Genomic DNA, 25,883 nt, shown 5'->3' with positions numbered 1-25,883 from the left:
GACCATGCAGGTCAAGAAGATCGTCGCCGTCGTCGCCACCGCCGGTGGTCTGGCCCTGGCCGGCGCGGGTGTCGCCAGTGCCCACAGTGGTGCGCAGGCCGAGGGCGCCGCCTGGGGTTCCCCGGGTGTGCTGTCCGGCAACGTGATCCAGGTTCCGGTGCACGTCCCGGTGAACGTCTGCGGCAACACCATCAGCGTCATCGGCCTGCTGAACCCGGCGTTCGGCAACCACTGCGAGAACAACTGAGCCTGTCCCGGATGAGTCCGGACGACTGAGCGAATCACGGCCCCGGGAGAGCTTTCCTCCCGGGGTCGTGGCATTCCACGACTCAACCGTGCCTCACGCTCCTCGCTCTCGTTGGAGTGGTGTACGGGGACACAGGATCACTACGCAGGAATGACAGACTGAGGGCAGGGCAAAACCATGCGACAAGCTGCCAAACGCGGTTTGCTCACGGTCATGGCGACCGGGAGCGTCTTGGCTTCCACAGCGGGGTATGCGGCGGGGCTCGCCTACGCCGATTCGGGGGCGGACGGAACCGCGAGCGATTCCCCCGGCGTGGCCTCCGGCAATGCGGTTCAGGTGCCCGTCTCGGTGCCCGTGAACGCCTGCGGGAACACGGTCAACGTGGTCGGGGTGCTGAACCCCGCCTACGGGAACCACTGCGGCAACGACTCCCGCCGCAGCGGCGGGGGCGGCGGCACCGCCCAGGGCGGTGCGCACGACTCCCCGGGCGTCGGCTCGGGCAATGCGGTGCAGGTCCCGGTCGACGTGCCGGTGAACCTCTGCGGCAACTCGGTGAACGCTCCCGGCGCGGTGAACCCCGCCTTCGGCAACGGGTGCGCGAACCACAGCGGGTCCGGCTCGGTCTCGGGGGGCACGACGGGCGGCGGCATCCCGACGCCGAGGCCGTCCCACACCTGCGGCTGCCACGGCGGCACGGGCGGCGAGCAGCCCCCGCCGCCGCAGACCACGCCGTCCCAGTCGCCGTCGGTGTCGCCGACCGGCGGACACCACAGCCCGCCGCCGAACGGTTCGACGGGCGGGAGCTCCGGGGGCCAGGTGCTCGCCGAGACCGGTGGCGGCAACGAGGCGCTGGTGCTGGCACCGGTCGGCGCGCTCGTCACCGCCGGTGGCGTGCTGCTCTATCGCCGGACGCGTCGACCGGCCAAGTAGCCGGCAGGTCGGCCGGTCAGCAGGTCGGCCGGCCGTCAGCTGTCCAGGTAGGCGCTCAGCGGACTGCGCACCTGACGGATGATCCGTCGCTTGAGCGTGATCTTGCGCCGTCCGTCCGGGTAGAGGCGGAGTCGGTCCAGTTCCCAGTGACCGTACTCCGCCTGCTCGGTGAGCAGGGCGCGCGCCTCGTTCCGGGAGACGGTGCGCGGCAGCAGCAGCGAGCGGAACTCGTACTCGGACTGGCGAACGATCTTGCCAGAGGGTGGGGTCAAGACTCTCCTCCCGCGGATGAACACAGGTAAGCCTACGGCCGCGCCGGGCCGCGCAGAAAGGCTGCCCAGACGTTGGCCACGGCAACCGGACCGTCCTGCTCACGTGATCGATTTGCTACCAGCCCGATAACACCCGTGCGCGGGGTGCCCACGAGCGGATAGCGTTCGACGCATGTCTGATGTCGTGCGCCCCACGGAAACCCAGGTCGCCCAGGTACGCAGCGCCGCTGACGCGGTGAAGGCCGCGATCGACGCGCATCTTGCCGCCGTCGAAGCGAGAGCCGGTGCGGGTGATCCGTCGGTCGCCGAGTCCTACGAGGCGCTGGCCGACGCCGCGGAGGTCTACGACGAGCTCCTCGACGAGATCTACGACGAGTTCACCCCCTTCGAGGTGCCCCACCCGGGCGACGGCGGGCTGCCCGACACCGTCGAGCCCGAGGCCGTCAGCGTGCTGGTCCGCCGTGACTACGCCGTCGCCGACGCCCGCCGGCTGCGCGAGTCCGTCGGCGGCCCCACCGTCGCCGCGGCCCTGCGCGCGCTCTTCGGCGACTACGAGCCCGACCGGATCGCCCGCCACGCGGCCGACTTCGGCCTGGAGGAGGGCGACTCCACGCTCTGGGTCGTCGCCGCGGACCAGGGCGAGCCCGGCTCCTGGCTGGGCGAGCCGTTCGACGCCGCGGAGCCCGAGCTGCTGATCGCCCGCTTCGACGTCGTCGAGGAGTACGAGGAGGACGACGAGACCGAGGACGTCGACGAGGCCGAGGTCGGGGTCCTGGACCCGAGCTGATGACCAGGGGTGCCCGTTCGAAAGTCGATGGAACGCCGCTTCGGCGCTCTGTTACCGTCCTGCTGCCGGCCGCGGGACTCCGGTGCGACTTCCGGAACCTGCCTCTGAAGCAATGATTCGCAGCTCGTGCCCCCATTCCCCGGCCGGCAACCAGGGTTCGGGGGCTATTCGGCGCGGGGGCGGCGGTCATGGAGACGTACGGCGATCTGATCGCGGCCGAGGACGTGCTGCTCTTCGTCAACGCGGCGATCACCGGGACGGGCCAGCGGGAGTTCCGCAGCACCTCGGCCGAGCAGCGTTTCTCCCTTGACTTCCTGCACGCGTACATGCTCGGCAACTACCGCGAGCTGTACGCGCGTGTGCTGGCGCTCGACATCAACGACCACAATGCCGCCCTGATCATCCGTCGGCTGCTGGAGACCGCCGCCGAGGCCACCCCCGCGCAGCGGCGCGACGAGGGACGGCTGATCGCGGGCCGGTTGGCGCTGCTCCCGCCGCAGCGCGTCTACGGGCTGTTCCGGGCGCTGCGCCGCGCCGGGGTGAACAACCGCCGCACCCGCGCCGTTCTGCGCGACTGGCTCGCTGCCCGCCCCGACCTGGCCCTGGACGCGGTCAAGTACCGCAGCGGGCTCAAGCAGGCCCTGCGGCACGCGCACCTGTCGGTCGGCGAGGAGGAGTTGGGCGACTTCCTGTTCGCCCCGCACAGCCGTCGCGGCTACGACGCGCCGCTGCTGGACGCCTGGCGGCGTGCCCACTACGAGCAGGGCGCCCTCTACGAGCTCCCGTACACGGTCGCCGAGGGCTTCGCGGCCAAGCACGGGATCCCGCGCGGGGTCTTCCTGACGCGCATCGCGCCCCGGATGACCCGCCTGGAGACCCTGCGCCTGCAGTCGGCGGGCGGCGCGCCCGCCGACCTGACCGGCATGCCGCTGACCCGGCTCGCCGCCTACGTGCTGTCGCTGCCGTTGGACCAGCGGTCCGAGCGCCGGGCCGAACTCACGGCGGCCCTGCGCGCCGCCGCCGCGCGGGCGGTCGGCCGTCGCAGGGGGAGCTGGGGCAGGGTCGCGGCCGTGCTCGACGACAGCTTCTCCGCGTACGGCTCGGGCGAGAAGCGCCGCCGCCCGCTGGCGGTCGCCCTGGCCTCCCACTACCTGCTCGGCGCGCTGGCGGGGGAGTACACCGGCCTGTGGACCTCGGGGCGGACCGACCCGCTGCTCGCCCACCCCTACGGCGTCACGCCGCTGGGGCACCGGATCATGGACGCCCTGGAGTGGGGCCCCTCCCGCCTGGTGATCGTCTCCGACGGCTGGGACAACGCCCCGCCCGGCCTCGCGGCCGAGGTGCTGCGGCTCTGGCGCACCAGGCTCGACCCTGACCGGCGGACCGCCGTGGTGCACCTCAACCCGGTCTACGACGCCGTCGACTTCGACGTCCGACGCCTCGCCGCGGGCGTCCCCACGGCGGGCATCCGCGACGCCGAGGACCTGCCGGCCCTGGTCGAGCTGGCCCAGTTCGCCGAGGGCCGCACCGGACTCGCGGAACTCACCGCCTACCTCGACGGCCGGGCGGCCGACCTCGGAAGGGAGCAGACGTGAGGACGCTCGACCTGACCGGCCTGGAGACCCGTCCGGCCCAGGTCTGGGGCGCGGTGCGGCTGGTGCCGCTGGTGCGCCGCGAGCCCGTCGTGGACCTGCGGTTGCACCGGCAGATCTATCCGGAGGCGAGGCCGGCCGTGGCGGAGCTCGGTGGCGGGCACGCGTACGTCTCCTACATCCCGCACGGCTTCGTGGCGCGGTGGACCGAGGACGGCGGCCAGGCGGTCGCGTACGGCACGCAGTTGGCCGCGGGCGGGCCGGGCGCGGCCGCGTCGCCGGGCGAGCAGGTCAGGCCCGTCGCGGCGATGCGTCTGCGGGTCCACCGGCGGATGGTGCGGCGCGAGGCCAGGGACCGGCTCCGGTTCCTGCCGTTGCACCTCGCTCTGGAGGGGTACCTCGCGCTGCACTTCGGCGGTCCGACGATCGCCTGGGCGGAGTGGTCGGAGCGGGCACTGCGGCAGGGGCTGTCGCCGCGCGTCGAGCAGGCCTACGCGGGCGCGGAGGTCGCCGGCCTCGCCGACGCGCTGCGGGTCTTCGAGATCCACCCCGGCCAGTGCGGGGTCATGGTCTACCTCGCCGACGCGCTCGCCGCGGCCTTCGTGCTGCCGCACCCGGCCGACTACCGGGCCCTGCACCAGACCCTGGTGGAGGACCTCTACGGCGACGTCATCCACCACTACGCGACGCTGATGCCGCCGGTCGCGGACTTCCGCGCGAGCATCGCGGACGCGGGTGTCCGCACCCTCGCGGACCTGCGCCGGGCGGCGGCCGAGCAGGAGCGGGGCTGGGCCGACTTCCACGACACGGTGATGGCGCGCGGGCTGCTGGCCGAGCAGCACTACACCTGGCAGCGCGTCCACCGGATGGGCCGGTTCACGCTCTCCCGCTTCCTCCCCGGCTTCCGCCGCGGGGAGGAGAACCACATCGGAGAGACGATCACCGACGAGAACGGCCGCGTCGTGTACCTGAAGACCTTCCGCCTCTCGGAGAACCAGATCCGCCGCGGCCACCTGCTGAGCAGGCTCGCCGCCCACGGCTGGCGCATCTCCGACACCGCCGCCGAGCTGGGCGTCAGCGAGGCGGCCCTGGGCCTGCGCCTTGAGGCGGCCGGCTTCGGCCACCTCCTCCGCCAGGACATCCTCGACGCCTACCGCCGCGCCGCGCGCGGCCCCGCCCGCGCCTGACCCGCGTGCCGCGGCGTGCGGGCGGCGTGCGGGCGGCGATGTGGCCGGCCGCCGCCCGAAAGCCAGGAGCACGCAGGCGGTCCGAGGTGCCACGTTTCGCGGGCCGGGCTCCAGCCCGTGGCGTGCGCGCGGCGGCGGGAGTTCGCGGCAGGCTCGCCCGCGGTCTCCTACTCGCCCATCAGGATCGCGCGCAGGCGCGTCGTGCGGGGGCGGGCGGGGTGGGTGGTGAGGAGTTGGGGGAGGGCCGGGCCGAGGGCGTTGACCAGGGAGAGGTGGCGTTCGCCGCGGCCGCAGGCGGTGTAGAGCCACTGGCGGCTCAGCTCCGCGCCCGCCTCGGCGGGGACGAGCACCACGATTCCGGGCCAGCGCCGCCCCGCCGCCTGGTGGGCCGTCAAGGCCCAGCCGTGGCGCAGTTCGCCGATCGACTCGCGGGGGACGACCGAGGTCTCCTGCTTCTCGCCGAAGGCGATCTCCAGGCCCTCGGGGACCGCGGCCCGCACCACGCCCTCGCGCAGGGACCCCGGCGTCGCGGCGTGGACGACCGCGTCCCCCGCGTCGAAGCCGCCGAACTGGCCGGGACCGGGGTTGAGCCGCTGCTTGAGCGCCGCGTTGACCGCGCGCGTGCCCGTCGGACCGGCGTGGCCGGGGACCAGCACGCGGACCTGCCCGGACGGGATGCCCAGCGCGCGGGGGATGGAGTCGCCCACCAGCTGGACGGCGCGGTGCACCGCCTCGGCCGCGTCGCGGGCCTGGACCAGCACGACCTCCTTCTCCGGCGCGTCGACGGGCTCGAACTCGCCGATCCCGATGCCGGAGACCAGCTCGCCGATCGGGCCGAAGTCGGGCTGGCGGGAGGCCACGACCGGACCCGGCTTGGCCGCCAGCAGGTCGGCGAAGACCCGGCCGGGGCCCGGCGACCACAGCTCGCCCGGATCGCCGCTCAGCACCAGCCGTGCGCCGTCGGCCAGCGACTCGACCAACGTCGCCGCGAGCTCGACGTCGAGCACCGGGGCGTCGCAGACGATCAGCAGATCCAGGGCGAGTGTGCCGTCCTCCTGGCGCGGGGCACCGGCCAGCAGCGCGGCGAGCGGCTGCGCTTCGGCGCCGAGCCGCCGCGCGCTGTCCGCGTGTGCGGCGGCCAGCGCGGCGCGCAGGCCGAGCCGACGCGCGGCGTCGAGCAGCGCGACCGGCTCGCTGCGGGCGGTCTCGCCGCCGGTGTGCAGGACCAGCGGCGCGTCGGCGACGGCGCGGATCAGCGCGGCGGCGGAGGAGTTGGGGGCCGCCTCGGCGACCTCGTCCCAGCTCGGCCGCTCGACGACGGGCGCGTCCTCCGCCTCGTCCGCCTCGACCTCGACGTCGGCGTCGGCGTCCGGGCCGCCCGCCGCCGCGTCCCGGCCGGGGAAGGTGGCGGTCAGGCGCATGAAGCCGTCGGCCGCGCTCTCCTCCGCCAGGGCCAGCCGGTCCAGCGCCAGCAGCACCCGGCCGGCCGCGGCCTCCTCGGACTCGTCCTCGTCGTCCCCCTCCTCCTGGAAGGTCATCACCCGGCCTTCGGTGAGCACCGCGACCAGCGCCTCGTCCGGATCGGGCACGCCCTCCCGGCCGAGACCGGCGCGGATCTCGCTCAGCTCGACCGCCGTGTGCCCGTGCAGCGCCGCGCGCTCCAGCAGCCACTGGACCAGGGCGTTGGCCCGTCGGGCGTCGCCGGGGGCGGCCTCCTGGCCGAGCAGGCCGCGGGCGAACGCGTCCGCGTTGGCCGGCTGCACGCCCGGCAGGGCCAGCACGGCCCACGGGTCCGCCCGCAGGCCCTCGGCCGCGCGCTCGCCGAGCGCGGCGACGAGCGGGCCCGCGAGCTGCGCGGGCGCGCCTCCTTCGGTCAGCACGGCCGCCGCGTCGGCGACCGCGTCGCGCGCCTGCGCGTCGACGTCCTGCGCCTGGCCGTCAGCCAGGCGGATCGCCTCGGCGAGCTGCGCGGTGACGGTGCTCGCGGTGACCTCGCTCGCGGTCTCACTCATCGGTCGCGGCCCTTCGGGTGGAACGGGGTGGATCGGGACGGATCCCTGTCTGTCCCCCGAACGCTATCGGTCGCCACCGACAGAACCCGCAGCGCTTCGCCCCGGCGCGGCCCGAGGCCAGTACGCGGCCCGCGGCTCAGTACAGGGCGGTCCAGTTCTGGTCCGGGTACACGTGCACCGGCGCGGAGATGTCGTCGAGCGCCGCCCGGATCTCCTCCGGCAGGCTCAGCGACTCCACCGCGAGCGCGGCCTGGAGCTGGGAGGCGGTCCGCGCCCCGACCACGGGCGCGGTGACGCCCGGCCGGTCGCGCACCCACGCCAGCGCCACCTGCAGCGGCGTGCTGGCGAGCCCGTCGGCCGCGGTGGCGACCGCGTCGACGATGCGGCGGCCCCGCTCGTCCAGGTAGGGGTGGACGAACGCGCCGAAGGAGGGCGAGGCCCCGCGCGAGTCCGGCGGCAGCCCGTGCCGGTACTTGGCCGTCAGCACGCCGCGCCCGAGCGGCGAGGAGGCCAGCACCCCGATCCCCGCGTCCAGCGCGGCGGGCAGCACCTCGCGCTCTATGCCGCGCTGGAGCAGGGAGTACTCCATCTGCGTCCCGGCCAGCGGCGTCCGCCCGGGCACGGCGTGCTGCCAGGTGGCGGCCTTGGCCAGCTGCCAGCCGCAGTAGTTGCTGACGCCCGCGTACCTGGCCCGGCCGCTGCTGACCGCGAGGTCCAGCGCGTGCAGGGTCTCCTCCAGGGGGGTGTCCGGGTCGTACGCGTGCACCTGCCACAGGTCGACGTAGTCCGTGCCGAGCCGGCTCAGCGACGCGTCCAGGGCACGCAGCAGGTGGCCGCGCGAGCCGTCGAAGCGGCGGTCCCGGTCGGGCACGCTGCCCGCCTTGGTCGCGATGACCAGCTCGCTGCGCGGTACGAGCGTGTCCATCAGCTGGGAGAGGAGGTACTCCGCGCCGCCGTCGGCGTAGACGTCGGCGGTGTCGACCAGGGTGCCGCCGGCGTCGACGAAGGCCTTGAGCTGGTCGGCGGCGTCGTGCTCGTCCACGTCCCTGCCCCAGGTCATGGTGCCCAGGCCGATGCGGGACACGCGCAGACCGGTGCGGCCCAGATGACGCTGTTGCACGGGCGGCAGCCTTCCGTGGTGGTCGGGAACGCCTTGGTGGCGGCGGGGTGAGCCTACGCGGATCGGGGTGGCCCGGGGGGCATCGGGGACCACCCGTACGGCCGCGTGTCCGTGCGGCCGCACAGGTGCTACTGGCTAGTAGCATCGGGTGGGCGCGAGGGCTAGAGTCGGGCCAGACTTTCACCAAGGAGGCACCACCGTGCGACTCGGGATCAACCTCGGCTACTGGGGGCTCGGCAACGACGCCGACAACATCGCCGTCGCGCAGGAGGCCGACCGCCTCGGCTACGCGGTCTGCTGGGCGGCGGAGGCCTACGGCTCCGACGCGGCGACGGTCCTCGCCTACGTGGCGGCGAAGACCGAGCGCATCGACGTCGGTTCGGCGATCTTCCAGATCCCCGCCCGTACGCCGACCATGACGGCGATGACGGCGGCCACCCTGGACACCCTCTCCGGCGGCCGCTTCCGGCTCGGCCTCGGCGTCTCGGGACCGCAGGTCTCCGAGGGCTGGTACGGCGTCAAGTTCGACAAGCCGCTGGCCCGCACCCGCGAGTACGTGGACATCATCCGCAAGGCCATGTCCCGCGAGCGGGTCACCCACGACGGCGCGAACTGGACCCTCCCGCTGCCCGGCGGCCCCGGCAAGGCGCTGAAGCTGACCATCCACCCGGTCCGCGAGCACATCCCGCTCTACATCGCCGCCATCGGCCCGAAGAACCTCGAACTGACCGGCGAGATCGCCGACGGCTGGCTGGGCATCTTCTTCGCCCCCGAGCAGGCCGAGCTCTCCCTCGCCCCCGTCCGCACCGGCCGCGAGAAGGTGGGCCTGACCATGGACGGCTTCGACGTGGCCCCCAACGTCCCGATCGCCGTCGCCGCGAGCGACAGCGAGACGGACCTGGCCGCGGCGGCGGACATCTTCCGCCACTACACGGCGTTGTACGTCGGCGGCATGGGCAGCAAGGAGCAGAACTTCTACAACCGCATCGCCTGCCGCATGGGTTACGAGGCCGAGGCGGAGGAGGTCCAGAAGCTCTACCTCTCCGGCGACAAGATGGGCGCCGCCGCTGCGATCCCGCAGCAGCTCATCGACTCCACCACCCTCGTCGGCACCCGCGCCCGCATCGCCGACCGCCTGACCGCCTACGCCGAGGCCGGCGTCACCACGGTCAACCTCGCCCCGGGCGGCTTCACCCTGGACGAGCGCATCCTCGCCCTGCGCACGGCGGCCGAGGCCGTGGAACTGGCCGGCCTGGCCTGAGCGCGAGCGGCGAATCCGGGTACGTCTGACGCTGCGTCCGCAATCACCACGGTGATCGCGGACGCAGGAGACCACGGAACCGGTTCGCGGGTGCCGCCGTCAGGATGGTGAGGTGGCTCGGTGGGTGGAGGAGCGACTGAACGCCCATGTCACCTCCCTGATGGACGCGCCGGGCTGAGCCGAGGCGGTCCGGCGCGCGGCCATGCCACCGCTCAGCGGGTGAACAGGCGCCATGGGACCGGGCCGCGGTGCAGGATGTGCGGCACGTCTCCCCAGGGGAGCGCGGGCTCGTCGGGAGCGAGGGTGCGCAGCCGGGTGAGGGCCCGGGCGGTCACCTCGGAGACGGCGCGCAGGGTGGCCGTGGTCAGGGGGAGGTAGTCGTCCGGCTCGCCGGGGTCCGCCGTGCGCGCGCCGCGGGTCACCCGCATCAGTCGCACGCAGCACTGCTCCGGGTCCAGTCGGGACGCGTCGAGCGTCCACATCGGCACCGGCGAGACCGCGCGGCCGGAAGCGCGCATCGCCTCGAAGAGCAGGGCCGAGTCGACCGGGGAGAGGAAGACGACGTCCCGCCAGGCGCAGTCCAGGGGCGGCACGTGCTCGTCCAGACGGTGCTCCCGGCCCCGGTACTTGAGCAACTGCCGTGCGTACAGGTCGGGATGGCGGTCCTTCAGGGCGGAGAGCGGCAGCAGCTCGGCCCCGCGGGGGTGCTCGACCGCGGTGTGGAACAGCGTCCCGCGCGCCCGGGGCGCGGGGGGCCGGCCGGGCGCGGGCACGGACGTGACGGTGTTCGGCATGGTCGAGGTTGTCACATCTCGCGGCCTCGGCGTCAGCCGGCGGCTGAGCAGCGCGATCAGACGGCGGTGGGTGTCGCGGTCGGGCGCGTCCTGTCCTCCACCCGGGCCGCGGTCGTGGCCGCGGTGGTGCGGTGGGTGCGTTCGATGGCCTGGCCCCAGTAGGTTCCGGCGATCATGAGCACGGCGCCCAGGGTCGCCCACACGGTGAGCCGTTCGCCGCCGAGGCTGACCCCGATCGCGACGGCCCAGACCGGTTCGGTGCCCAGCAGCAGGCTGGCCCGGCTGGCGGAGGTGCGCTGCACGGCCCAGGTCTGGGCCAGGAAGGCGAACACGCTGCAGAACAGCGCGAGATAGATCAGCTGCGACCATGTGGCGGCGCCGCTGTGGACCAGGTCGGGCCCGTGGGTGAGCGCGGGTGCAAGGAACAGGGCCGAGCCGACGACGGTCTGGGCGGTGGTCAGGTGGAGCGGGTCCATGGGCCGGCGGGCGGTGACCCGTCCGACGAGCGCCACGTGTCCGGCCCGGACGACCGCGGCGGCGAGCATCAGGGCGTCTCCGAGCCGGAGCGCGTGCAGACCGGTGCCGGCGGTGAGCAGCCCCACGGCCAGGACGCACACGCCGGCGGCGAGGAAGAACGTCCCTGGGAGTCTGCGGCTGCCCGCGGTCCGGTCCAGCAGGGGTGTCAGCACGATGGTCAGACTGATGATCAGCCCGGCGTTCGCGGCGCTGGTGTGCGCGACCCCGTAGGTCTCCAGCGCCAGAACGGCCGCCTGGGTGACCCCCAGCAGCGATCCGGCGCGGACCTCCGCCCGGGTCCAGCCGCCTCGGGTGCGGGAGCGGAAGGCGACCAGGGCTCCGCATGCGAGCGCTGAGATCGCGTACCGGGCGAACAGCACGGCGGTCACCGGCAGTGTGCCGGTGGCGGTCTTGGCGGCCAGGTAGCTGGAACCCCAGACCAGTGCGATCAGGAAGAGCACGGCATCGGTACGGCGGGCAACGGGCATGCCCTTACGCTGCACCACCAGCACGTTGAAGACCACCACCAACTACTTAAGCAAAGCTGTAGCAGTCCTACACTGTGCGCATGGACGAGCGGCAACTTCAGATCCTGCGGGAGCTCGGAGAGCTGGGCAGTGTCAGTGCCGTCGCCGACGCCCTGCACGTGACGCCCTCCGCGATCTCCCAGCAGTTGCGACTGCTGCAGCGCTCGATCCCCGTTCCGATCACCGAGCGCGCCGGGCGTCGGGTCGTGCTGACCGAAGCCGGGCAGGTCCTGGCTCGCGCGGCCATCGAGGTGGAGACGGCGCTGGCCCGGGCACGGCACGCGGTCTCCGACTTCGCCGAGCAGCCCGAGGGCGACGTCTCGCTGTCGGCGTTCCACAGCGCGGCCTCGGCGTTCTTCCCGCTGCTGCTGCGCGGTCTGTCCGGGCCCGGTCTCCCGCGACTGGCCCTCGCCGACGAGGACGTCGCCCAGGACCGTTTTCCCTCCCTCACCCGGGACTACGACCTCGTGCTCGCCCATCGCCTCGACCACGGCCCGCCCTGGCCGGGTACCGTCACCGCAAGCACGCTGCTGCGGGAGCCGCTCGACGTCGCCCTGCCGACCGGCCACCCGCTGGCCTCCAAGCCGGTGCTGCTGCCGCAGGACGTGGCCGACCAGCCGTGGATCACCGTCCACGACGGCTTCCCGCTCATGTCCAGCATCGAGGCCGTCGCCAGTGTCGCCAACCGCCGTCTCCACATCGCCCACCGCATCAACGAGTTCGCCGTGGTCGCGGAGGTCGTGGCCGCGGGCGGCGGCCTGGCGCTGATGCCGCGCTGGACGACCCGCGCGCATCCGAACCTCGTCCTGCGGCCGCTGGCGTCGGTCCACGCCCGGCGCCACATCGACGTCCTCCACCGCCCGGAACGCACCGCACGCCGGGCCGTCCGCACCGTCCTGGCCGAACTGCACCGCGCCGCCGCGGAGATCCGGGGCCAGGGCACCCACCCGCCTCAGCCCGACGCCCCCACCTCCGCCACTTCGTGAGGAGGCCGCCGCGGCATCTCACTGCAGGACGACGAGCGCGGCACCCCACTGGGCGGTCGTGCTGCCGACGAGGGTGCAGGGTCCGGGGGCCCGGACGAGCTGGTATCCGGTGGTGAGCTTGTACGAGGACAACTTGACGAGGGGAAGGGCCGTCCAGCCCGGGTGAAGCACCGGGGTGTTGCCGCTGTTGGAGCCGACCGCGCCGACGAGCAGCTGTCCGGGACGGCAGGCGGGTGGCGCGGTGAGACCGAAGGCGGTGCCGCCGGACTCGCCGTGGCCGGTGACGTGGGCGACGGCGTCGTGAACGTCGCGGTACTCGTCGACGGTGACGTGGTACTTGCTCGCGGTGATGTAGGTGACCAGGAGATGGTGGTCGGTGGAGAGGGCGGCGACGTCGAAGGCGGCGAGGACGACGACGCGGTGGTGGCGCGTGTCGAACACGTCCGCCACGGGCTTGTACTGGTTGCCGCGGCTGTCCGTGACGGTCAGGGGTGCCGGGCAGGTGGAGGTCAGCATGATCGACACGATGAGCGCGTCGCCCGCGGTCACGTTCTGCGTGATCGGGACGGTGGTGTCGGTGCCGGTGATGATCTGTGCCTCCGAGGCGGCGCGGCCCACCCAGGCCGGCGAGGGCGACGGCCTGTCGGCTCCGGCCGCGGGTGCGGGCGCGGCGGCGGGCGTCGTGGCCTGGAGGGTGTAGGCGGCGGGCGCCATCTGGACGCCGTCGTCGCTGATCGCGTTCCGGCAGTCCGCGGCGGTGCGGATCGGTCCGCCGGAGGTCCTGGCGGCGGAGGCGGGGCCGCCGGTGGCGTAGCCGACGGCGAAGGCTCCGATGAGGACACCGGCCAGCAGGGCCGCGCCGTGGGTCGCCAACCGGGCGGCCGGCCAGGAACGGCGGTGGCCGGCGACCGCCGGCGGTGCGAAGGGTCCGGGTGCGGGCAGCTCGACCGGTTGCTCGACAGGGTGCTCAACGACTGGCTCAACGGCTTGGTCGACCCGGTGTGCCTCCTCGTGCGTGTGACTGCTCGCCGCCGCCCACGACCGACGCCAGTCGGCCTCCTCGCCCCCGCAGGCCTTGACGAACTCGCGGACCACGGGCCAGCTGGGCAGCCGTCGGCCGGTCACCGCCTCGTGCAGGGCGGAATGCGACACCGCGCCCGACGCCCTGGCCATCGTCCGATAGGACGGGCTGCCGGCCTCCACCCGCAGCTGCCGCAGCCGGTGGAGGAAGTCCGCGACGACATCACCCTGCTTCATGGCCCACCCCGTTCGACGCACGCGGACGGGGAAGCCCACCCCGCCCTGTCGTGTCCATGCCTGTCAGGTTGTACAGGAAGGACATGGGTCGGCGTGCCCGAACGCCTCAAGTCGCCGCGCGCACTGCGCCGCAGCTCAAGGGCCTGCCGCGACCGCGCTGCCGGGGGCGTCGGCGTCCGGATCCGTCCTCCGGCGTCCGGTGGACGCCGGAGGGCCTTTCGGACGCCCCCTGGCTACGGATGAATGAGCGCCGACAGGCCGACCCGGTCCAGCCGGGTCCGGCCCCGGCGCAGCCAGCGACCGCGCCGGTGAACGCCTCCACCCGTCGGGGGAGGCGAACTCACGGTTCACGAAGGGGTACACATGATCCGGAAGCGCATGGGCGTCATCGCCGCCACGGCGGCGCTCGCCGCCGTGTTCGGCACCGGCTCGGCCCACGCCCTCAACACCACGGCGTACTCGTTCTCCTCAGCGTCCGGGCACTGCGAGATGGACATCAGCTGGTACTACAACAACGGGTGGGAGCAGGAGTACACCCTCCGCGAGACCAGCGGTGAGAAGAGCAACGGCGGCTGCACCGCGTGGTTCAACACCAGCGACAAGGGCGTCGTGGGCAGGACCTCGGTCGGGACGCTGGGGCACAGCCAGTACTCGACCTACGACGGCCCGAACGTCTACGTGACCCCCTACGTGTCCGACTACGCGGGCACCACGCACGGCGACACGCGCTGACGGCATGCCGCGGGCCCCGGGTCGTGATCGACCCGGGGCCCGTTGCCGTGCCGGTCAGCCCCTGGCGGCGACCTTCCACAGGACGCCGTCCGGGTCCGTGAAATAGCCGCTGTATCCGCCCCAGGCGGCCTCCGCCGCCGGCTTGCTCACGGTGCCGCCGGAGCGGGCGGCCTCCGCGAGGGCCGCGTCGACCTCGTCGGCGGAGGCGACGACGCGCGAGAGGGTGAAGCCGCGGAAGCCGCGGGTGTCGGGGGAGAGCGCGCCGTCGTCCGCGAGGGCGTCCCAGCGGTACAGGGACAGGAACGAGGAGGCGCCGTCCGAGGTGAAGCTCACGAACTTGCCGTAGGCCTTGTTGACCGGGAAGCCGAGGCCCTCGGCGTAGAACTGCTGGGTCTGCTTGACGTCCTGGGCGCCGAGGGTGACCGCGGTCTCCTTCGCGCGCATCGTCACCGCCTCGTCCGCCGGGGGCGCCGTCCGGCGGCGCAGCAGTGCCGGGCCGTTGTTGGAGCTGACCTTCCAGAGGAAGCCGTCGGGGTCGGTGAAGTGCCCGGTGTACCCGCCCCAGACGGCGCGCTTCGCCGGCTTGGCGACCTTGGCGCCGGCGCGCACCGCCCCCGCGATGACCGCGTCGACGTCGTCGGCGGTCTCGACGATGTACGAGAGCATGAGCCCGGGGAAGCCGTCACCGTCCGCGCTCACGCCCGCGTCCTCCGCGAGCGCCTCCCGCCGGTAGAGCGCCAGGGTGGACGATCCCTCGCCCAGACCTAGGGCGACGAACTCGCCCGCGTCGTTGAGGACCGGGCAGCCGAGCCCCTCGACGTAGAAGCGCTTCGCCTCGGTGATGTCCGAAACTCCGAGGGTGATGGTGCTGACCTGCTGAGTCATGGCGATTCGTCTTTCTGATGGCTTTCGGCTGTGCCGGCCGTTTTCCTGCCGACACAGCCATGACGAAGCCCGACCCGGAAATGTGACCGGGTCGCTCGGACGAGTGCCAGGACGAGCGCCGGAGGGCGTCCAGCCACCGGGGAGGCGGGTCAGGCTTGTCGGCCCGGAGTCGGGGGTCGGTGGCGAAGGCGAGCTTGCCGACCGGTCCAGGAGGGCCACAGCATCCCGTAGCAGGTGTGACCTGGTTCACATCGGCTGCCTGTCACGTCCGCCGCGGGTCGGTTGTCCCATGGGCGTCACCGGTACGGAAGCCGGTGCCGGACTGGGGAGATCGAGATGGGCAAGGGACAGCGCATCGTCGTCATCGGCGCCGGGTACACGGGGATGTTCTGCGCGATCCGGCTGGCGCGGCGCACGCGGGGGACCGGGGTGGAGATCACGTTGGTGAACCCTTCGGGCCGGTTCGTGGAGCGGCTGCGGATGCATCAGCTCGCCGTCGGGCAGGAGTTGGCCGAGCACCGGATTCCCGAGCTGCTCGCAGGGACCGGCGTCGCGTTCGTCCAGGGAAGCGTCACCGGCATCGACCCGGAGGCAAGGAGCGTCACCGTCGAGGGCGCCGGGGCGGCACTCGGTTACGACACGCTGGTCTACGCGCTCGGGAGCTCGACCGACACCGGGCAGGTGCCCGGGGCCGAGGCCCACGCGTACACGCTCAACAGCCCGGAGATCGCGGGCCGGTTCGCCGCGCGGCTCCGGGAGGTCGCCGCGGCCGGCGGGGCGGTGACCGTCTGCGGGGGTGGGCTGACCGGGATCGAGGCGGTCACGGAGATCGCCGAGAGCCACCCCGGAGCGAGGGTCACCCTGATCAGCACGGAGGAGCCCGGCGCCATGATGGGCGCCAGGGCGCGCGCGTACCTCCACCGCGCGCTGGACCGGCTCGGGGTGCGGGTGGAGACCGGAGCCCGCGTCAGCAAGGTGCTGCCGGACGCGGTCGAGCTCGCCGACGGTCGGCTCGTCGCCTCCGACCTGTGCCTGTGGACCGCCGGGGTCAGGGTGTCGCCGCTGGCCGCCGAGGCCGGGATCGCGACGGACGAGCGCGGGCTCGTCGAGGTCGACGCCACGCTGCGGTCGGTGTCCCACCCGGACGTCCACGCCATCGGCGACGCCGCGGCCGTCCGGCTGGGCTGGGGGCGGCTGCACGGCACCTGCCAGAGCGGTCTGCCCACCGCCCAGTACACCGCCGACGCCATCGCCGCGCTCGTGCGTGGCAAGGCGGTGAAGCCCTTCCGCTTCGGCTACTACCACCAGCCGGTCAGCCTCGGCCGCCGGGACGCGGTGATCCAGTTCACCCGGGCCGACGAGACGCCGCGTCGGCTGCACCTCGCCGGCCGGATCGCCGTCGCCTACAAGGAGACGGTCAGCGGCAGCCCGCTGCTGACCTACCGGCTGAGCAGGCGCATGAACGTCACCACCCTCGTGTCCAAGGGCGGCCGTGCCACGCGCTGACCGCGGGGGGCGGCCCTCGGCGGGGCCGCCCTCAGTGGGATCCGGCCACCGGAGCCGAGGCCGAGGCCGAGGCGGGGACCGGGAGCGGGGAGGTTCCGTAGTCGAGCATCCGCTGGTCGTACGCGCGCTGGTGTTCCCTGATCGCGTCCGTGTTGTCCACCGCCCAGGCCTGTAAGCGGCCGAACGGCTCCCGCAGTGACTCCCCGAGCCGGGTGAGGGAGTACTCGACGCCGACGGGGGAGGTGGGCAGCACCCGGCGCACGATCATTCCGTTGCGTTCCAGACGGCGCAGGGTCTGGGTCAGCACCCGCTGGGTAACCCCGTCCAGGTGACGTCTGATTTCGTTGAAGCGCTTGGGTTCGTCCAGAAAGCCCAGGACGGGCATCGACCACTTGTCGGCGATCTGGTCCAGGATCGGGCGGCTCGGGTCCTCGTTGCACTTCTGGGCGCCGTGGACGGTGGCGCCGGCCTCGAAAGCGGCCATAGTGTCCCCCCTCACGTTCGGGGTGCACGGTGGCGCGTACACCCGAAACATGAGCATGACACATTGGCGTGAAACATAGCGACATATTGTGTCAATCTTGGTAAATCTCCTTTCATGGTTGATCGATGGCCGATCAGCCGAGCGCCCGTGACATGAACCCCCTGACGCCGACGAGCGCGGCCAGCAGCAGCGCCAGGAGCAGCACCAGGACGTCGATCCACAGGGCGATCGCCGCCTGGCCCGGCAGCGTCGCGGCCCGCAGCCCCTCGCTCACATATGTCAGCGGGTTGACCGCGGAGACGACCTGGAACCAGCCGACGCGGCCCAGCGAGGACCACGGGTACTGGACGGACCCGGTGAACGTCACCGGAGCGAGCACCAGCGCGAAGGTGACGCTGATCCGGTCGGGCGCGATGACCGTGCCCAGGACCAGTCCGATGCCCGCACCGGTGGCCGAGCCGAGCGCGAGGACGAGCAGCACCGCGGGCCACGCGTCGGGCGCCCAGCCCGAGGTGCCCAGCACGAGAAAGCCGATGGGGGCCATGACCAACCCGGCGAAGAGACCGCACAGCGTTCCGAAGACCAGCTTGGCCACGGCCACCAGCGGGCCCGGCAGCGGTGCGAGCAGCCGGTCCTCGATCTCGCCGGACCAGGAGAAGTCCATGATCAGCGGCATCGCGGTGTTCTGCAGCGAGACCAGCAGGGCGTTGAGTGCCATCACCCCGGGCAGTAGCGTGGCGCCGAAGTCGCCCCTGGTGTAGCCGGCTTCGCCCAGGACCTTGCCGAAGACGAAGAAGAGCAGCAGCGGTTGGACCACGACCTGCACCAGGAACGCGGTGGGCCGCCGCGTCGTGGTGAACACGTCGCGCCACAGCACCGCGAGGAAGGTCCGCAGGACGGAGCCGAGGTCGTGGCGCGGTCGTGGGGCGGTTTCGGCCAGGGTGGTCACGGTCACCGCAGCTCCCTTCCGGTCAGCGAGATGAAGACGTCCCGCAGGCTGGGCCTGGCCACCGACAGGTCGACGAGCTCCGCGCCCGCCCCCCGGTCCACGACGGTCCGCAGCACGTCGGGCAGGAGCGCGGAGGGGTCCTTCTCGGTGCGCACCCGGAAGCGGCCCGCGGCCGCGTCGTGCTCGACGGCCTCGACGCCGGGCAGCTCCGCCAGCGCGGCCACCACGGCCGTGGCCGCGTCGGATGCGACGTGTGCCTGCGCGAGGATCGTCGCGCCGCCGGGCAGCGCCCCGGTGAGCGCGCGCGGCGTGTCCAGGGCCAGCAGCCGGCCGTGGTCGACGATGCCGATCCGGTCGGACAGGCTCTCGGCCTCGTCCATGTCGTGCGTGGTGAGCACCACGGTGACCCCTCGGTCCCGCAGCTCCCTGATCCGCTCGTGCAGGAAGAGCCGTGACTGCGGGTCGAGACCGGTCGACGGCTCGTCCAGGAACAGGACCTCCGGCGCGTGCATCAACGCCCGTGCGATCACCACCCGTTGGGCCTGGCCGCCGGAGAGCCGCTCGACCCGCCGGCCCGCGGCGTCGGCCAGCCCCATCAGGTCCAGCAGCTCCGCCGCGCGCCGTGTCCGCTCCTCGCGGCCCACACCGTGGTAGCGGGCGTGGAAGAGCAGGTTCTGCCGCACGTCCAGCGACCGGTCCAGGTTCTGCCGCTGCGGGACGACGGCGAGCAGGCGTTTCGCCTCGGCCGGGCGGGCCACCACGTCCGTGCCGAGGACCAGGCAGCGGCCCGAGGTCGGCAGGATCCGTGTGGTCAGCACGCCCACGGTGGTGGACTTCCCGGCCCCGTTCGGGCCGAGCAGGCCGAAGACCTCGCCCCTGGCGACGGTGAAGCTCAGACCGTCGACGGCGGGCGGCGCCTGCGGGTGGTAGTGCTTGACCAGGTCGGTGACGGTGACGGCGTCGTGCATCGTGTGCTCCCCTCTCCTGCGGTCCGGCTGGGCGGCGGTGCGGGACTAGAGACGACCGCCGCTGTCGACGAAACCGATCAGGTCCTGGATCCGGTCCAGCGCGGTCACTCCGTTCACGTCCTCGACGGCGCGGGAGACCACGTGGCAGACCAGGTTGCGTTCCAGCTCACCGAGGCCGATCCGGTACATGTTCAGGTACAGCCAGTTGAGGACGATCCGGTACTGCTGGAAGGCGTCCCAGCCGCCGAGCTGGTCGGCCGCCCCCCGGTGGCCGCCGAGCGTCCGGTGGAAGGCGCTCCGCTCGGACCAGGCGCTCCAGCTCGAGCCCCAGGCCTCGGGCTCGCCGTTCGCGTCCGAGTTCAGTGCCAGCCCGCCGGCGGCGATCAGCTTCGCGGCCCGGTTGCGGTAGCGCAGCAGGATGTCCAGCAGACCGCCGAAGCGCAGCACCTCGTGGTGGTCGGCGGCCCCGGTCACGGTGACCACCCGCTGCCTGAACCGCTCCGCGTTGGCCTCGTAGACCCGGTCGAAGCGTTCGCGCAGCGCGTCCGGGTTCTTGGCCAGGAAGGCGTCCGCGTGCCCCCGGTAGGAGAGGTAGCCGTAGGTCACCGGCGGCAGGAAGCGGTGCGCCGCCGCGAGGAACAGGTCCACCGCGAGCGCCATCCGGGAACCGCCGCCGCGGATCCAGTCCAGGATCGCGAAGACGGTGTCGTTGGTGTCCACGTAGTAGTCGGCCAGCAGGTCGGCCGCCGCCGTGCCGCCGAGGACGGCCAGGCGCCGGTCGAAGGGCTCGAACTCGAGCGAGTTGTCCGCCGCCCACGGGGTCAACGGGCCCTGCTCGCGCTCGATCACGGCAAGCCGCCGGTGCTCCTCCAGTGCGGCCCGCTCGTCGAGGACCGTCGTGGAGGGGTGCGCCCGCAGGTATCCGCCGAGGATGTCCGCGGCCGCCGGGGCCACCAGCGCGTCGAAGGTCTCCGCGCTCGCCTGGACCGGGATCCGCACGTGCGGCCCGCGCCGCCAGTGCGGCTGGAACCAGACGCGCGGGACCGCGGGGGAGACCGCGTGCAGGAACGGGCGCACCGCGTCGAGCAGCAGGTCCGTCCGGTCGCTGTCGTGGTGGTGGACGTTCACGCTGCGCCAGGTGGGCTCGGTCGTCATCGTCCGTCTCCTCGACAGTCCGTCAGGCAGTCCAGCTCGATCAGGTATTCGGTCACGCGGGGCAGGCCCTCCTGGTCGGTGAGCGCGGTCTCGGGCTCCGGCAGGACCTCGGTGAGCACCGCCGCCCCGGCAGGATCGGCCGCCAGCCTTTCGAAGGCCAGTACCAGGTGCGGCGAACCGATGTCCACGAGCAGCGGTTTCCTGGCGCGGTCGCGCGCGAGCGAGGCGGCCGGGCCGATTCCCGCGGGCAGGACCGAGGCGAAGAACCGGGGCGGGACGCCGTGTTCGGCGAGCCAGGCGGTGAGCCGCAGCAGGAAGTCCGCGTCGGACCCGCCGGCCGGGCGGCGCGGCACTGCCCCCGGCCGGGCCACCCAGGCCGCCCGCCGGAGCACCACCCGCCCGACGGCGAGGCGCGGCGCGTGCAGGACCCTGGCGGGGCCGTCGTCCCGGCCCGCGGCCGCGTCGTGCCGCAGCGGCTGGTCCGGCCGGAGCAGCAGCGGGTTCTCGCCGAAGGCCTCCACCAGCAGCGCCATCACGGGCGGGAGTTGACGCTCGAAGGAGAGCCCGCCGTGGACCGGGCGGAGGACCGCCTCCTCGTCGAGCAGGACCGGCAGCCCGTCCGCGCCGACGCCGACCCGCAGCCGGGCGGGCGGCGGGTAGTCCAGGCGGTCGGGCAGGACGAGCTCGCGCTGGTTCAGCGAGGTCGCGAGCGTCTGGGCGAACTCGGCGTACCCGGCGCCGGCCGGACGCACCGCCTCGACCGGGAGCGGCTCCTCGCCCGCGGCGCGCAGCAACCGGCGCAGCTGGGACCGGCCGCGGCCGAAACCGGAGTTGACCGCGTTGACGACCAGCCGGTCGCCGTCCCCCTGGGCGTAGACCGCGACCGAGCCCGCCGGGCGGATCCAGGGAGGGAGCTCGTCCAGGACCCGGGCGAGTCGCCGCCGGTCGGACAGCGCGCCGCGGACGTCCGCGATCAGGCCGACCAGTCGGCGCACCGCGGGGACCGGGCTCGCGGCCAGGACCTCGGTCAGCCCGGTCGGGGCGAAGGCGACGGCGGCCGGGTGCAGCCGCGTCGCCTCGCCGCCGTCGCGGACCAGTTCGGCGTAGAAGCGGTCGAACGGCACCCGCGCCCCGGCTCCGAAGCGCTCGGCGACGAAGGCGGCGACCGCCAGCCTGAACGGCAGCGTGTGGTCGAAGACGGCCAGTGTCCGGCAGGCGAGGGCGAGATCGTCCAGGGCGTCCTGCCAGAACGGAAGACCCGCCTCGACGACCACGCCGGGGACGACCGACTGCTCGGTCACCACGTCCCGCAGCCGGCCGGTGACGCCGAACGGTGCGAGGCGGTCCGCCAGCGCGGGACCGAGCGCGATCCGCCCGGCCCCGTCGGCGTCCGCGTACGCGCGCAGCGCCTCCCCGACCGGCGCCAGCGCGGGCGCGTGGCGCGCCAGCTGTCCGAGCGGGTCGGGACCGTGCTCGTCGAGGCCGGTCGTGGCCAGCAGCACGCCCGCGGTCAGCAGTGACCGCAGGTAGCCTTCGGCCCGGTCCGGCGGCGCGGGCAGGCTCGCGGTGAGCCCGGCGAGGGTCGGCGAGGCGGCCGCGGCCCGCAGGCAGTGCCGCAGCGCCGGCGTCAGCGGCAGGCTGAGCAGCTCCTCCCGCGGCGGCGGGCCGAGGAACCGGACGGCGTCGGACTCCACCCGCGCGCTCGGGTTGACCCGGATCCGGATCCCGGCGGCCCCGGTCAGCTGCTCGGCCTGCGGCGCGAGGGCGGCGAGGTCGAGCTCGACGACCGAGCGGGCCGGTGCGGTCGCGGTCCAGCGCAGCGCCGGGCCCTCGGGGACGAAGCGGCCCAGGCCGCTGGCGGTGAAGGTGCTGAACGGGCTGGTCTTGACGGCGGCCCGGGTGACGTAGACGGCGAGCCGGGTCAGCTCCGAACGGCCGGGCCTGCGCCGCACCGCCTCCCGGAGGGTCGGGCTGGCATGGGCGAGGCCCTGGTCGAAGCGGGGGAGGGCGGCGATCTCCCGCAGTGCCGCGGCCGCGGCCTGTTCCGCCTCGGCCAGCAGCGCGGGCAGCTCCGCCCGCTCGGCCCGGCGCCGGCCCACCCCGCTCCCGAACGCGGCCAGCTCGGCCGCCAGTTCGTCGCCGAGGGCGGCGGCGACCAGCGGATCGGCCAGCAGCCTGGCCGGGTCCCGCAGTTGGTGCACCGCGCGGCGCAGCGCCACCAGCTTCGGCTTGGCGGCCGGGTCGCCGAGCACCCCGATCACCGTGTGGCAGCGGTCGGACAGGTCGGCGGCGCGGGCCGTCAGTTCGGCGTCGCCGCGGGCCCCGGCCAGCAGGGCGTCGCGCAGCCGCTTGTCGGCCAGTCGCTCGATCACGGTGGCCGGCAGGCCCGCGACCCTGACTCCGAAGGTGGCGGCGACGGTGGGGTGGCGGCCGCTCATGGGAACGGGTGGGGGTGCGGGTTGAGGTCGGCCTCGGTGAGCGGGCGCGGCGCGTGGCCGAGCCGGTACGGCACCTCCCGCAGCCGGGGCAGGCCGGTGGTCCGCCGGTTACGGTGACCGAAGGTCATCGGCAGCGCCCCTGGCGCGATCACCTTGACGCAGTGCAGCCCTGCGGCCCGGTGCAGTGCCGAGGTCTGGTCGACGACCACCACGTCCATGCCGCCGGCGAGCATCCGGTCGACCGCCTCGGTCAGGTCGTCGCGCAGGTCGGTGTGGACCGGCCAGGGGCTGCGGCCCGCGCGGTCCCAGCCGACGGTGCGGTCGGGGCCGGAGAGCAGGAAGGCGAAGCGGTCGAAGGCCTCCGGGGTGGCGCTGCACAGCGAGTGGTCGGTCATCACCCGCACCAGTTCGGGGTCGGCCGCCATCCGCCGGGCCCGCTCGGCCTCGCCCGGGTAGCGGGCGATCTCCTGCTCGACGATCGGCGCGAGCTCGCCCAGCGCGCTGAGCACGGCCGCCGCCGGGGCAAGGCCAGATCCGCTGGTGCAGACGACCCGGGGCCGCGCCGCGTCGCCGGCGAGGTCCTGGGCCAGCACCCAGAAGGCGGGGATCTCCTCGGTCAGCGTCGTGTCGAAGACCCGCACCCGGTAGCCGGTGCGCTCCAGGCGTTCGACGACCAGCCCGATCCGCGGATCCGGCGCGCGGGTCAGGTCGAGCTCGGGCACCGGCATCCGGGCGTACCAGGTCAGCAGGAACGCGTCCCTTTCGACGATCTCCAGGATGCCGTGCAGGATCGCCTCCTCCAGGCAGCCGCCGAGCGCGCAGCCGTTGGAGATCTCGAAGGTGAAGGGCTTGTCCGCCTTCGCCCCCGGCTGCCAACGGGTCCGGTAGTAGGCGTGGCTCTCCGGCACCAGCACCGGGCGGGACCGGCCGAACGACCACCCCCAGACCCAGGAGACCACCGCGTCCTCGGTGAAGGGCTGGTGGACGCCGTCGGGGTCGGGGTGGCGCTCGGGCGGGAACAGGCCGAAGGACCGCGGGTCGACGGCGTCGTCCCCGAGTTCGGCGTAGCTGCCGCGCACGGCGGTCCGCCGCCCCCAGGGCCACTGGCCGCCGAGGCGTTCCAGCGCCTCCGCGATCGAGGTGGTCCGGCAGGAGGCGTAGTCGGAGCCGCGTCCCCAGCCGGCCTCGCCCCGGTAGCCGTACTCCGCCAGGACCGCCTCGGCCAGCGGGAACCTGGCGTCCCGCATGCCGTTGGGCGGGGCGACCACGCCGGTCTCCGCGTCGACGTAACGACGCGTCAGCTCGACCTCGGACAGCGCGCCGACCCGGGTGGCCCCCGGCCTCGGCTTGGGCCGCGAGCGCGGCGCGAACGCGGCGAGCGCGGCGCTGTCGCGCGGCAGCGAGCCGCAGACCCGGCACAGCGGGTCGGGCAGAAAGGTGTGCCGGGCCAGCGAGAGGTCGCGCAGCCCCAGGTACCAGCAGCAGTCGGCGGCCGCGCCGGTGTGCAGCAGTTCGCCCACGGCGTCGGCGGCGAAGGAGGAGAGCCAGAGCGAGGGCCGCCCGGCGATCCGCTCGTCCTTGCGCAGGTCGGCGGTCCAGCGGTCACGGCGCGGTGCGGCGGCCCGCCAGGTCGACAGGCACCAGGCGCAGCCCGGCTCGCCCGGCCGGACGACCGGGCCGACCACCACCCGGTCGAGCTCGGTCCACACCGGCAGCCACGGCTCGCCCCGGCCGTGGGCGTCGGCCCAGTCGTCGGTGCGCCACCCGTCGTGCGCCACCACCAGCAGCGGCGGCGGGCGCAGTGCGATGGCGTCGGCCAGCAGGCCGTCGCCGAGTACCGTCTCGCTCACGCGCGGCTCCCCCTCACCACGTCAGCCGGAACTCGGGGCGCGGCCCGGCCGGGTGTTCGGTGCCCAGCTGGGCCATCAGCAGCGTGCGCCGGCGTCCCTCCAGGCCGAACCACTGGTCCAGCAGGTGGGTCAGCACGTCGTTGTGGATCCGGCTCGCCACGTCGACCGCGGCGGCGGCCAGGCAGGCGCGGTGCAGCGCGGCGCCCGCGGCGGCCTGCTGGAGCCGGTACCAGCGGGCGCCGAACCTCGCCTCGGCGGCCTCCGCGTCGCCGACCGGCAGCAGCCAGAGGTTCCCGGTGCGCGCGCCCTGCTGGGTGAGCGCGGCCAGGGCCGCCTCGCGCAGCCGCTGCCGGGGATCGCCCTCGGCCACCAGCTCCAGCTGGTGCTCCTCGGGGAGGTAGCGGTAGGCCCCGGACGGCACGCCGGTGACGTCCGCGACGACGCAGTAGAACTCGACCAGGTTCTCCGGAAGGTCCCAACGCGCCTGCTGCCCGTAGGCGGTGAGGACGGCGGCCAGCGCGCCGGGCGACATCGGGTCGCCGTTGAAGCCGCGCATGGCGGCGTGCCGGGTCTGGGTCCCGGCCCGCAGGTCGGGCGTGGCGAGCGGCAGACTGATCCGCTTGCCGTCCCCCGCGGGGGCCGGCAGCGGCTCGGGACGGGGACGGCTCTGCTCCAGCACGGCCGCGTGCGCGCCGTGGGCCTTCGGGAAGGCCGCGAGCGAGGGGCCGCGGACGGCACGAGGCGTCGGCGGGACCAACTCGACCAGGGCGTGCACGCCCTCCTCGCGCGGGTCGAGGCCCAGCAGTTCGGTGAGGTCGGCGTCGGGGAAGCAGAGCCTGGCGGTGGCCCCCTGCCCGTCCGTGACCGCGAGCGCCTGCGCCACCTGGATCCCGGCCTCCAGGCAGGCGAGCCGGTAGTGCATCTCGCCGTACTTCGCGGCCAGCCGCCAGAACACGTTGGTGTGCACGAGCACCGTGGCGGCGGGCCGCGCGGACACCTGGGCGAGGTAGTCGCCCGAGCGCAGCCGCACCAGGTCGTGCCGGGCCGGGTCGTAGTAGTGGACCCCGGTCGGCACACCGGAGTCCGGCCCGGCGATCACGTACCACTCGGCGCTGTAGCGGGCGCCGCCCGACGGCGTCGGACGCCTGGTCACCAGCCACTGCAGCGGGTCGTCGTCAGGGATGGCCTCGAAGCTGTCGGTGAAGGGCAGCATGTCCAGCGGGGTCAGCCACTGTGCCCGGGTGATGCCGCCGAGCTCGGCGAGCAGCCGGCCGAGCCGGTGCCCGGCCCGCTCCGGCGGCCAGGGCAGCGGATGCCGCGGCGCACCGGGGTAGCTCTTGACCACGCGGGGCGGGAACGCCTTCGGGTCGGCCACCTCGGTGGGGGTGTGGACGTCCTCCTGGTAGCGCGTGACCTGGTCGCTCACGG

22 protein-coding genes and 1 pseudogene are annotated in these 25,883 nt (G+C 73.9%); 9 read left to right on the top strand and 14 right to left on the bottom strand.

What is annotated here, in order from left to right; genetic code table 11:
* Positions 1-4 precede the first annotated feature (4 nt).
* The gene (locus BS83_RS16155; RefSeq protein ID WP_037609156.1) at positions 5-247 is read left to right on the top strand and encodes a chaplin; all 243 of its coding nucleotides are present in this window, start codon (positions 5-7) and stop codon (positions 245-247) included.
* A gap of 177 nt (positions 248-424) precedes the next feature.
* Positions 425-1,177: a chaplin gene (locus BS83_RS16150; protein WP_037604503.1), complete on the top strand. Its 753-nt coding sequence runs from the start codon at positions 425-427 to the stop codon at positions 1,175-1,177.
* 35 nt (positions 1,178-1,212) lie between these two features.
* On the opposite strand, the gene BS83_RS16145 is transcribed toward BS83_RS16150, so the two are convergent.
* A complete protein-coding gene (locus tag BS83_RS16145; protein ID WP_232248358.1) occupies positions 1,213-1,449 on the bottom strand; it encodes a DUF5703 family protein in 237 nt (78 codons plus the stop codon).
* A gap of 172 nt (positions 1,450-1,621) precedes the next feature.
* Between BS83_RS16145 and BS83_RS16140 the strand changes: the two genes are divergently transcribed.
* The 3 genes from BS83_RS16140 to BS83_RS16130 all read left to right on the top strand — a co-directional run bounded on the left by BS83_RS16140 (position 1,622) and on the right by BS83_RS16130 (position 5,015).
* Entirely contained in the window at positions 1,622-2,236 is a 615-nt protein-coding gene (locus tag BS83_RS16140) for a hypothetical protein (protein ID WP_037604502.1), read from the top strand.
* Positions 2,237-2,424: 188 nt separating this feature from the next.
* Positions 2,425-3,831, top strand: a complete 1,407-nt coding sequence (locus tag BS83_RS16135) for a hypothetical protein (RefSeq protein ID WP_037604501.1) — start codon at positions 2,425-2,427, stop codon at positions 3,829-3,831.
* On the top strand, positions 3,828-5,015 hold the full coding sequence (locus BS83_RS16130) for an ARPP-2 domain-containing protein (protein ID WP_037604500.1): 1,188 nt from the start codon (positions 3,828-3,830) through the stop codon (positions 5,013-5,015). The genes BS83_RS16135 and BS83_RS16130 overlap by 4 nt, the downstream gene beginning before the upstream one ends.
* A 167-nt stretch (positions 5,016-5,182) precedes the next feature.
* Here the strand turns inward: BS83_RS16130 and BS83_RS16125 are convergent, their stop codons facing one another.
* Both BS83_RS16125 and BS83_RS16120 read right to left on the bottom strand, forming a co-directional pair.
* Positions 5,183-7,027 (bottom strand): helix-hairpin-helix domain-containing protein, encoded by a 1,845-nt coding sequence (locus tag BS83_RS16125; protein WP_051943125.1) that lies wholly within the window; start codon positions 7,025-7,027, stop codon positions 5,183-5,185.
* A gap of 136 nt (positions 7,028-7,163) precedes the next feature.
* Positions 7,164-8,147 (bottom strand): aldo/keto reductase, encoded by a 984-nt coding sequence (locus tag BS83_RS16120; protein ID WP_037604499.1) that lies wholly within the window; start codon positions 8,145-8,147, stop codon positions 7,164-7,166.
* 199 nt (positions 8,148-8,346) lie between these two features.
* Between BS83_RS16120 and BS83_RS16115 the strand changes: the two genes are divergently transcribed.
* Complete coding sequence (locus BS83_RS16115) at positions 8,347-9,408, top strand: LLM class F420-dependent oxidoreductase (RefSeq protein ID WP_037604498.1); 1,062 nt, start codon at positions 8,347-8,349, stop codon at positions 9,406-9,408.
* Positions 9,409-9,620: 212 nt separating this feature from the next.
* On the opposite strand, the gene BS83_RS16110 is transcribed toward BS83_RS16115, so the two are convergent.
* Entirely contained in the window at positions 9,621-10,202 is a 582-nt protein-coding gene (locus BS83_RS16110; RefSeq protein WP_037604497.1) for a hypothetical protein, read from the bottom strand.
* A 56-nt stretch (positions 10,203-10,258) separates the two neighbouring features.
* The gene (locus tag BS83_RS16105; RefSeq protein ID WP_037609150.1) at positions 10,259-11,206 is read right to left on the bottom strand and encodes a DMT family transporter; all 948 of its coding nucleotides are present in this window, start codon (positions 11,204-11,206) and stop codon (positions 10,259-10,261) included.
* Positions 11,207-11,286: 80 nt separating this feature from the next.
* On the opposite strand from BS83_RS16105, the gene BS83_RS16100 reads away from it, so the two are divergent.
* Positions 11,287-12,231 carry a LysR family transcriptional regulator gene (locus BS83_RS16100; RefSeq protein WP_037604496.1) on the top strand — a complete coding sequence of 315 codons (945 nt, stop codon included), beginning with the start codon at positions 11,287-11,289 and terminating at the stop codon, positions 12,229-12,231.
* A gap of 18 nt (positions 12,232-12,249) precedes the next feature.
* On the opposite strand, the gene BS83_RS48335 is transcribed toward BS83_RS16100, so the two are convergent.
* Positions 12,250-13,488, bottom strand: coding sequence for a helix-turn-helix domain-containing protein (locus BS83_RS48335; RefSeq protein ID WP_037604495.1), 1,239 nt, complete (start codon positions 13,486-13,488; stop codon positions 12,250-12,252).
* Between the two features lie 363 nt (positions 13,489-13,851).
* Here BS83_RS48335 and BS83_RS16090 point away from each other — a divergent pair, with 363 nt between their 5' ends.
* On the top strand, positions 13,852-14,220 hold the full coding sequence (locus BS83_RS16090) for a hypothetical protein (RefSeq protein WP_037604494.1): 369 nt from the start codon (positions 13,852-13,854) through the stop codon (positions 14,218-14,220).
* A gap of 54 nt (positions 14,221-14,274) precedes the next feature.
* Here the strand turns inward: BS83_RS16090 and BS83_RS46510 are convergent, their stop codons facing one another.
* The gene (locus tag BS83_RS46510; protein WP_084713562.1) at positions 14,275-15,105 is read right to left on the bottom strand and encodes a VOC family protein; all 831 of its coding nucleotides are present in this window, start codon (positions 15,103-15,105) and stop codon (positions 14,275-14,277) included.
* Positions 15,106-15,441: 336 nt separating this feature from the next.
* On the opposite strand from BS83_RS46510, the pseudogene BS83_RS16075 reads away from it, so the two are divergent.
* A pseudogene (locus BS83_RS16075) lies at positions 15,442-16,608 on the top strand (NAD(P)/FAD-dependent oxidoreductase); the annotation flags it as partial.
* A 34-nt stretch (positions 16,609-16,642) separates the two neighbouring features.
* On the opposite strand, the gene BS83_RS16070 reads toward BS83_RS16075, so the two are convergent.
* The 7 genes from BS83_RS16070 to BS83_RS16040 form a co-directional block, all read right to left on the bottom strand.
* A complete protein-coding gene (locus BS83_RS16070; RefSeq protein WP_051943122.1) occupies positions 16,643-17,095 on the bottom strand; it encodes a winged helix-turn-helix transcriptional regulator in 453 nt (150 codons plus the stop codon).
* Positions 17,096-17,228: 133 nt separating this feature from the next.
* Positions 17,229-18,050 carry an ABC transporter permease gene (locus BS83_RS16065; RefSeq protein WP_084713560.1) on the bottom strand — a complete coding sequence of 274 codons (822 nt, stop codon included), beginning with the start codon at positions 18,048-18,050 and terminating at the stop codon, positions 17,229-17,231.
* A complete protein-coding gene (locus BS83_RS16060; RefSeq protein ID WP_037604492.1) occupies positions 18,047-19,012 on the bottom strand; it encodes an ABC transporter ATP-binding protein in 966 nt (321 codons plus the stop codon). The genes BS83_RS16065 and BS83_RS16060 overlap by 4 nt, the downstream gene beginning before the upstream one ends.
* 45 nt (positions 19,013-19,057) lie before the next feature.
* Positions 19,058-20,167, bottom strand: a complete 1,110-nt coding sequence (locus BS83_RS16055; RefSeq protein WP_037604491.1) for a thiopeptide maturation pyridine synthase — start codon at positions 20,165-20,167, stop codon at positions 19,058-19,060.
* Positions 20,164-22,605 carry a lantibiotic dehydratase gene (locus tag BS83_RS16050; RefSeq protein WP_037604490.1) on the bottom strand — a complete coding sequence of 814 codons (2,442 nt, stop codon included), beginning with the start codon at positions 22,603-22,605 and terminating at the stop codon, positions 20,164-20,166. Before BS83_RS16050 ends, BS83_RS16055 begins: the two co-directional genes overlap by 4 nt.
* Positions 22,602-24,455 carry a TOMM precursor leader peptide-binding protein gene (locus BS83_RS16045; protein WP_051943120.1) on the bottom strand — a complete coding sequence of 618 codons (1,854 nt, stop codon included), beginning with the start codon at positions 24,453-24,455 and terminating at the stop codon, positions 22,602-22,604. The genes BS83_RS16050 and BS83_RS16045 overlap by 4 nt, the downstream gene beginning before the upstream one ends.
* Before the next feature lie 13 nt (positions 24,456-24,468).
* Positions 24,469-25,881 (bottom strand): nitroreductase family protein, encoded by a 1,413-nt coding sequence (locus BS83_RS16040; protein ID WP_157597200.1) that lies wholly within the window; start codon positions 25,879-25,881, stop codon positions 24,469-24,471.
* Between the last annotated feature and the right edge of the window lie 2 nt (positions 25,882-25,883).

This window comes from Streptacidiphilus rugosus AM-16, from assembly GCF_000744655.1.
Classification (GTDB): domain Bacteria; phylum Actinomycetota; class Actinomycetes; order Streptomycetales; family Streptomycetaceae; genus Streptacidiphilus; species Streptacidiphilus rugosus.
The sequence above is the reverse complement of the archived record's forward strand: the minus strand, read 5'-3'. Positions and strand labels throughout refer to the sequence as shown.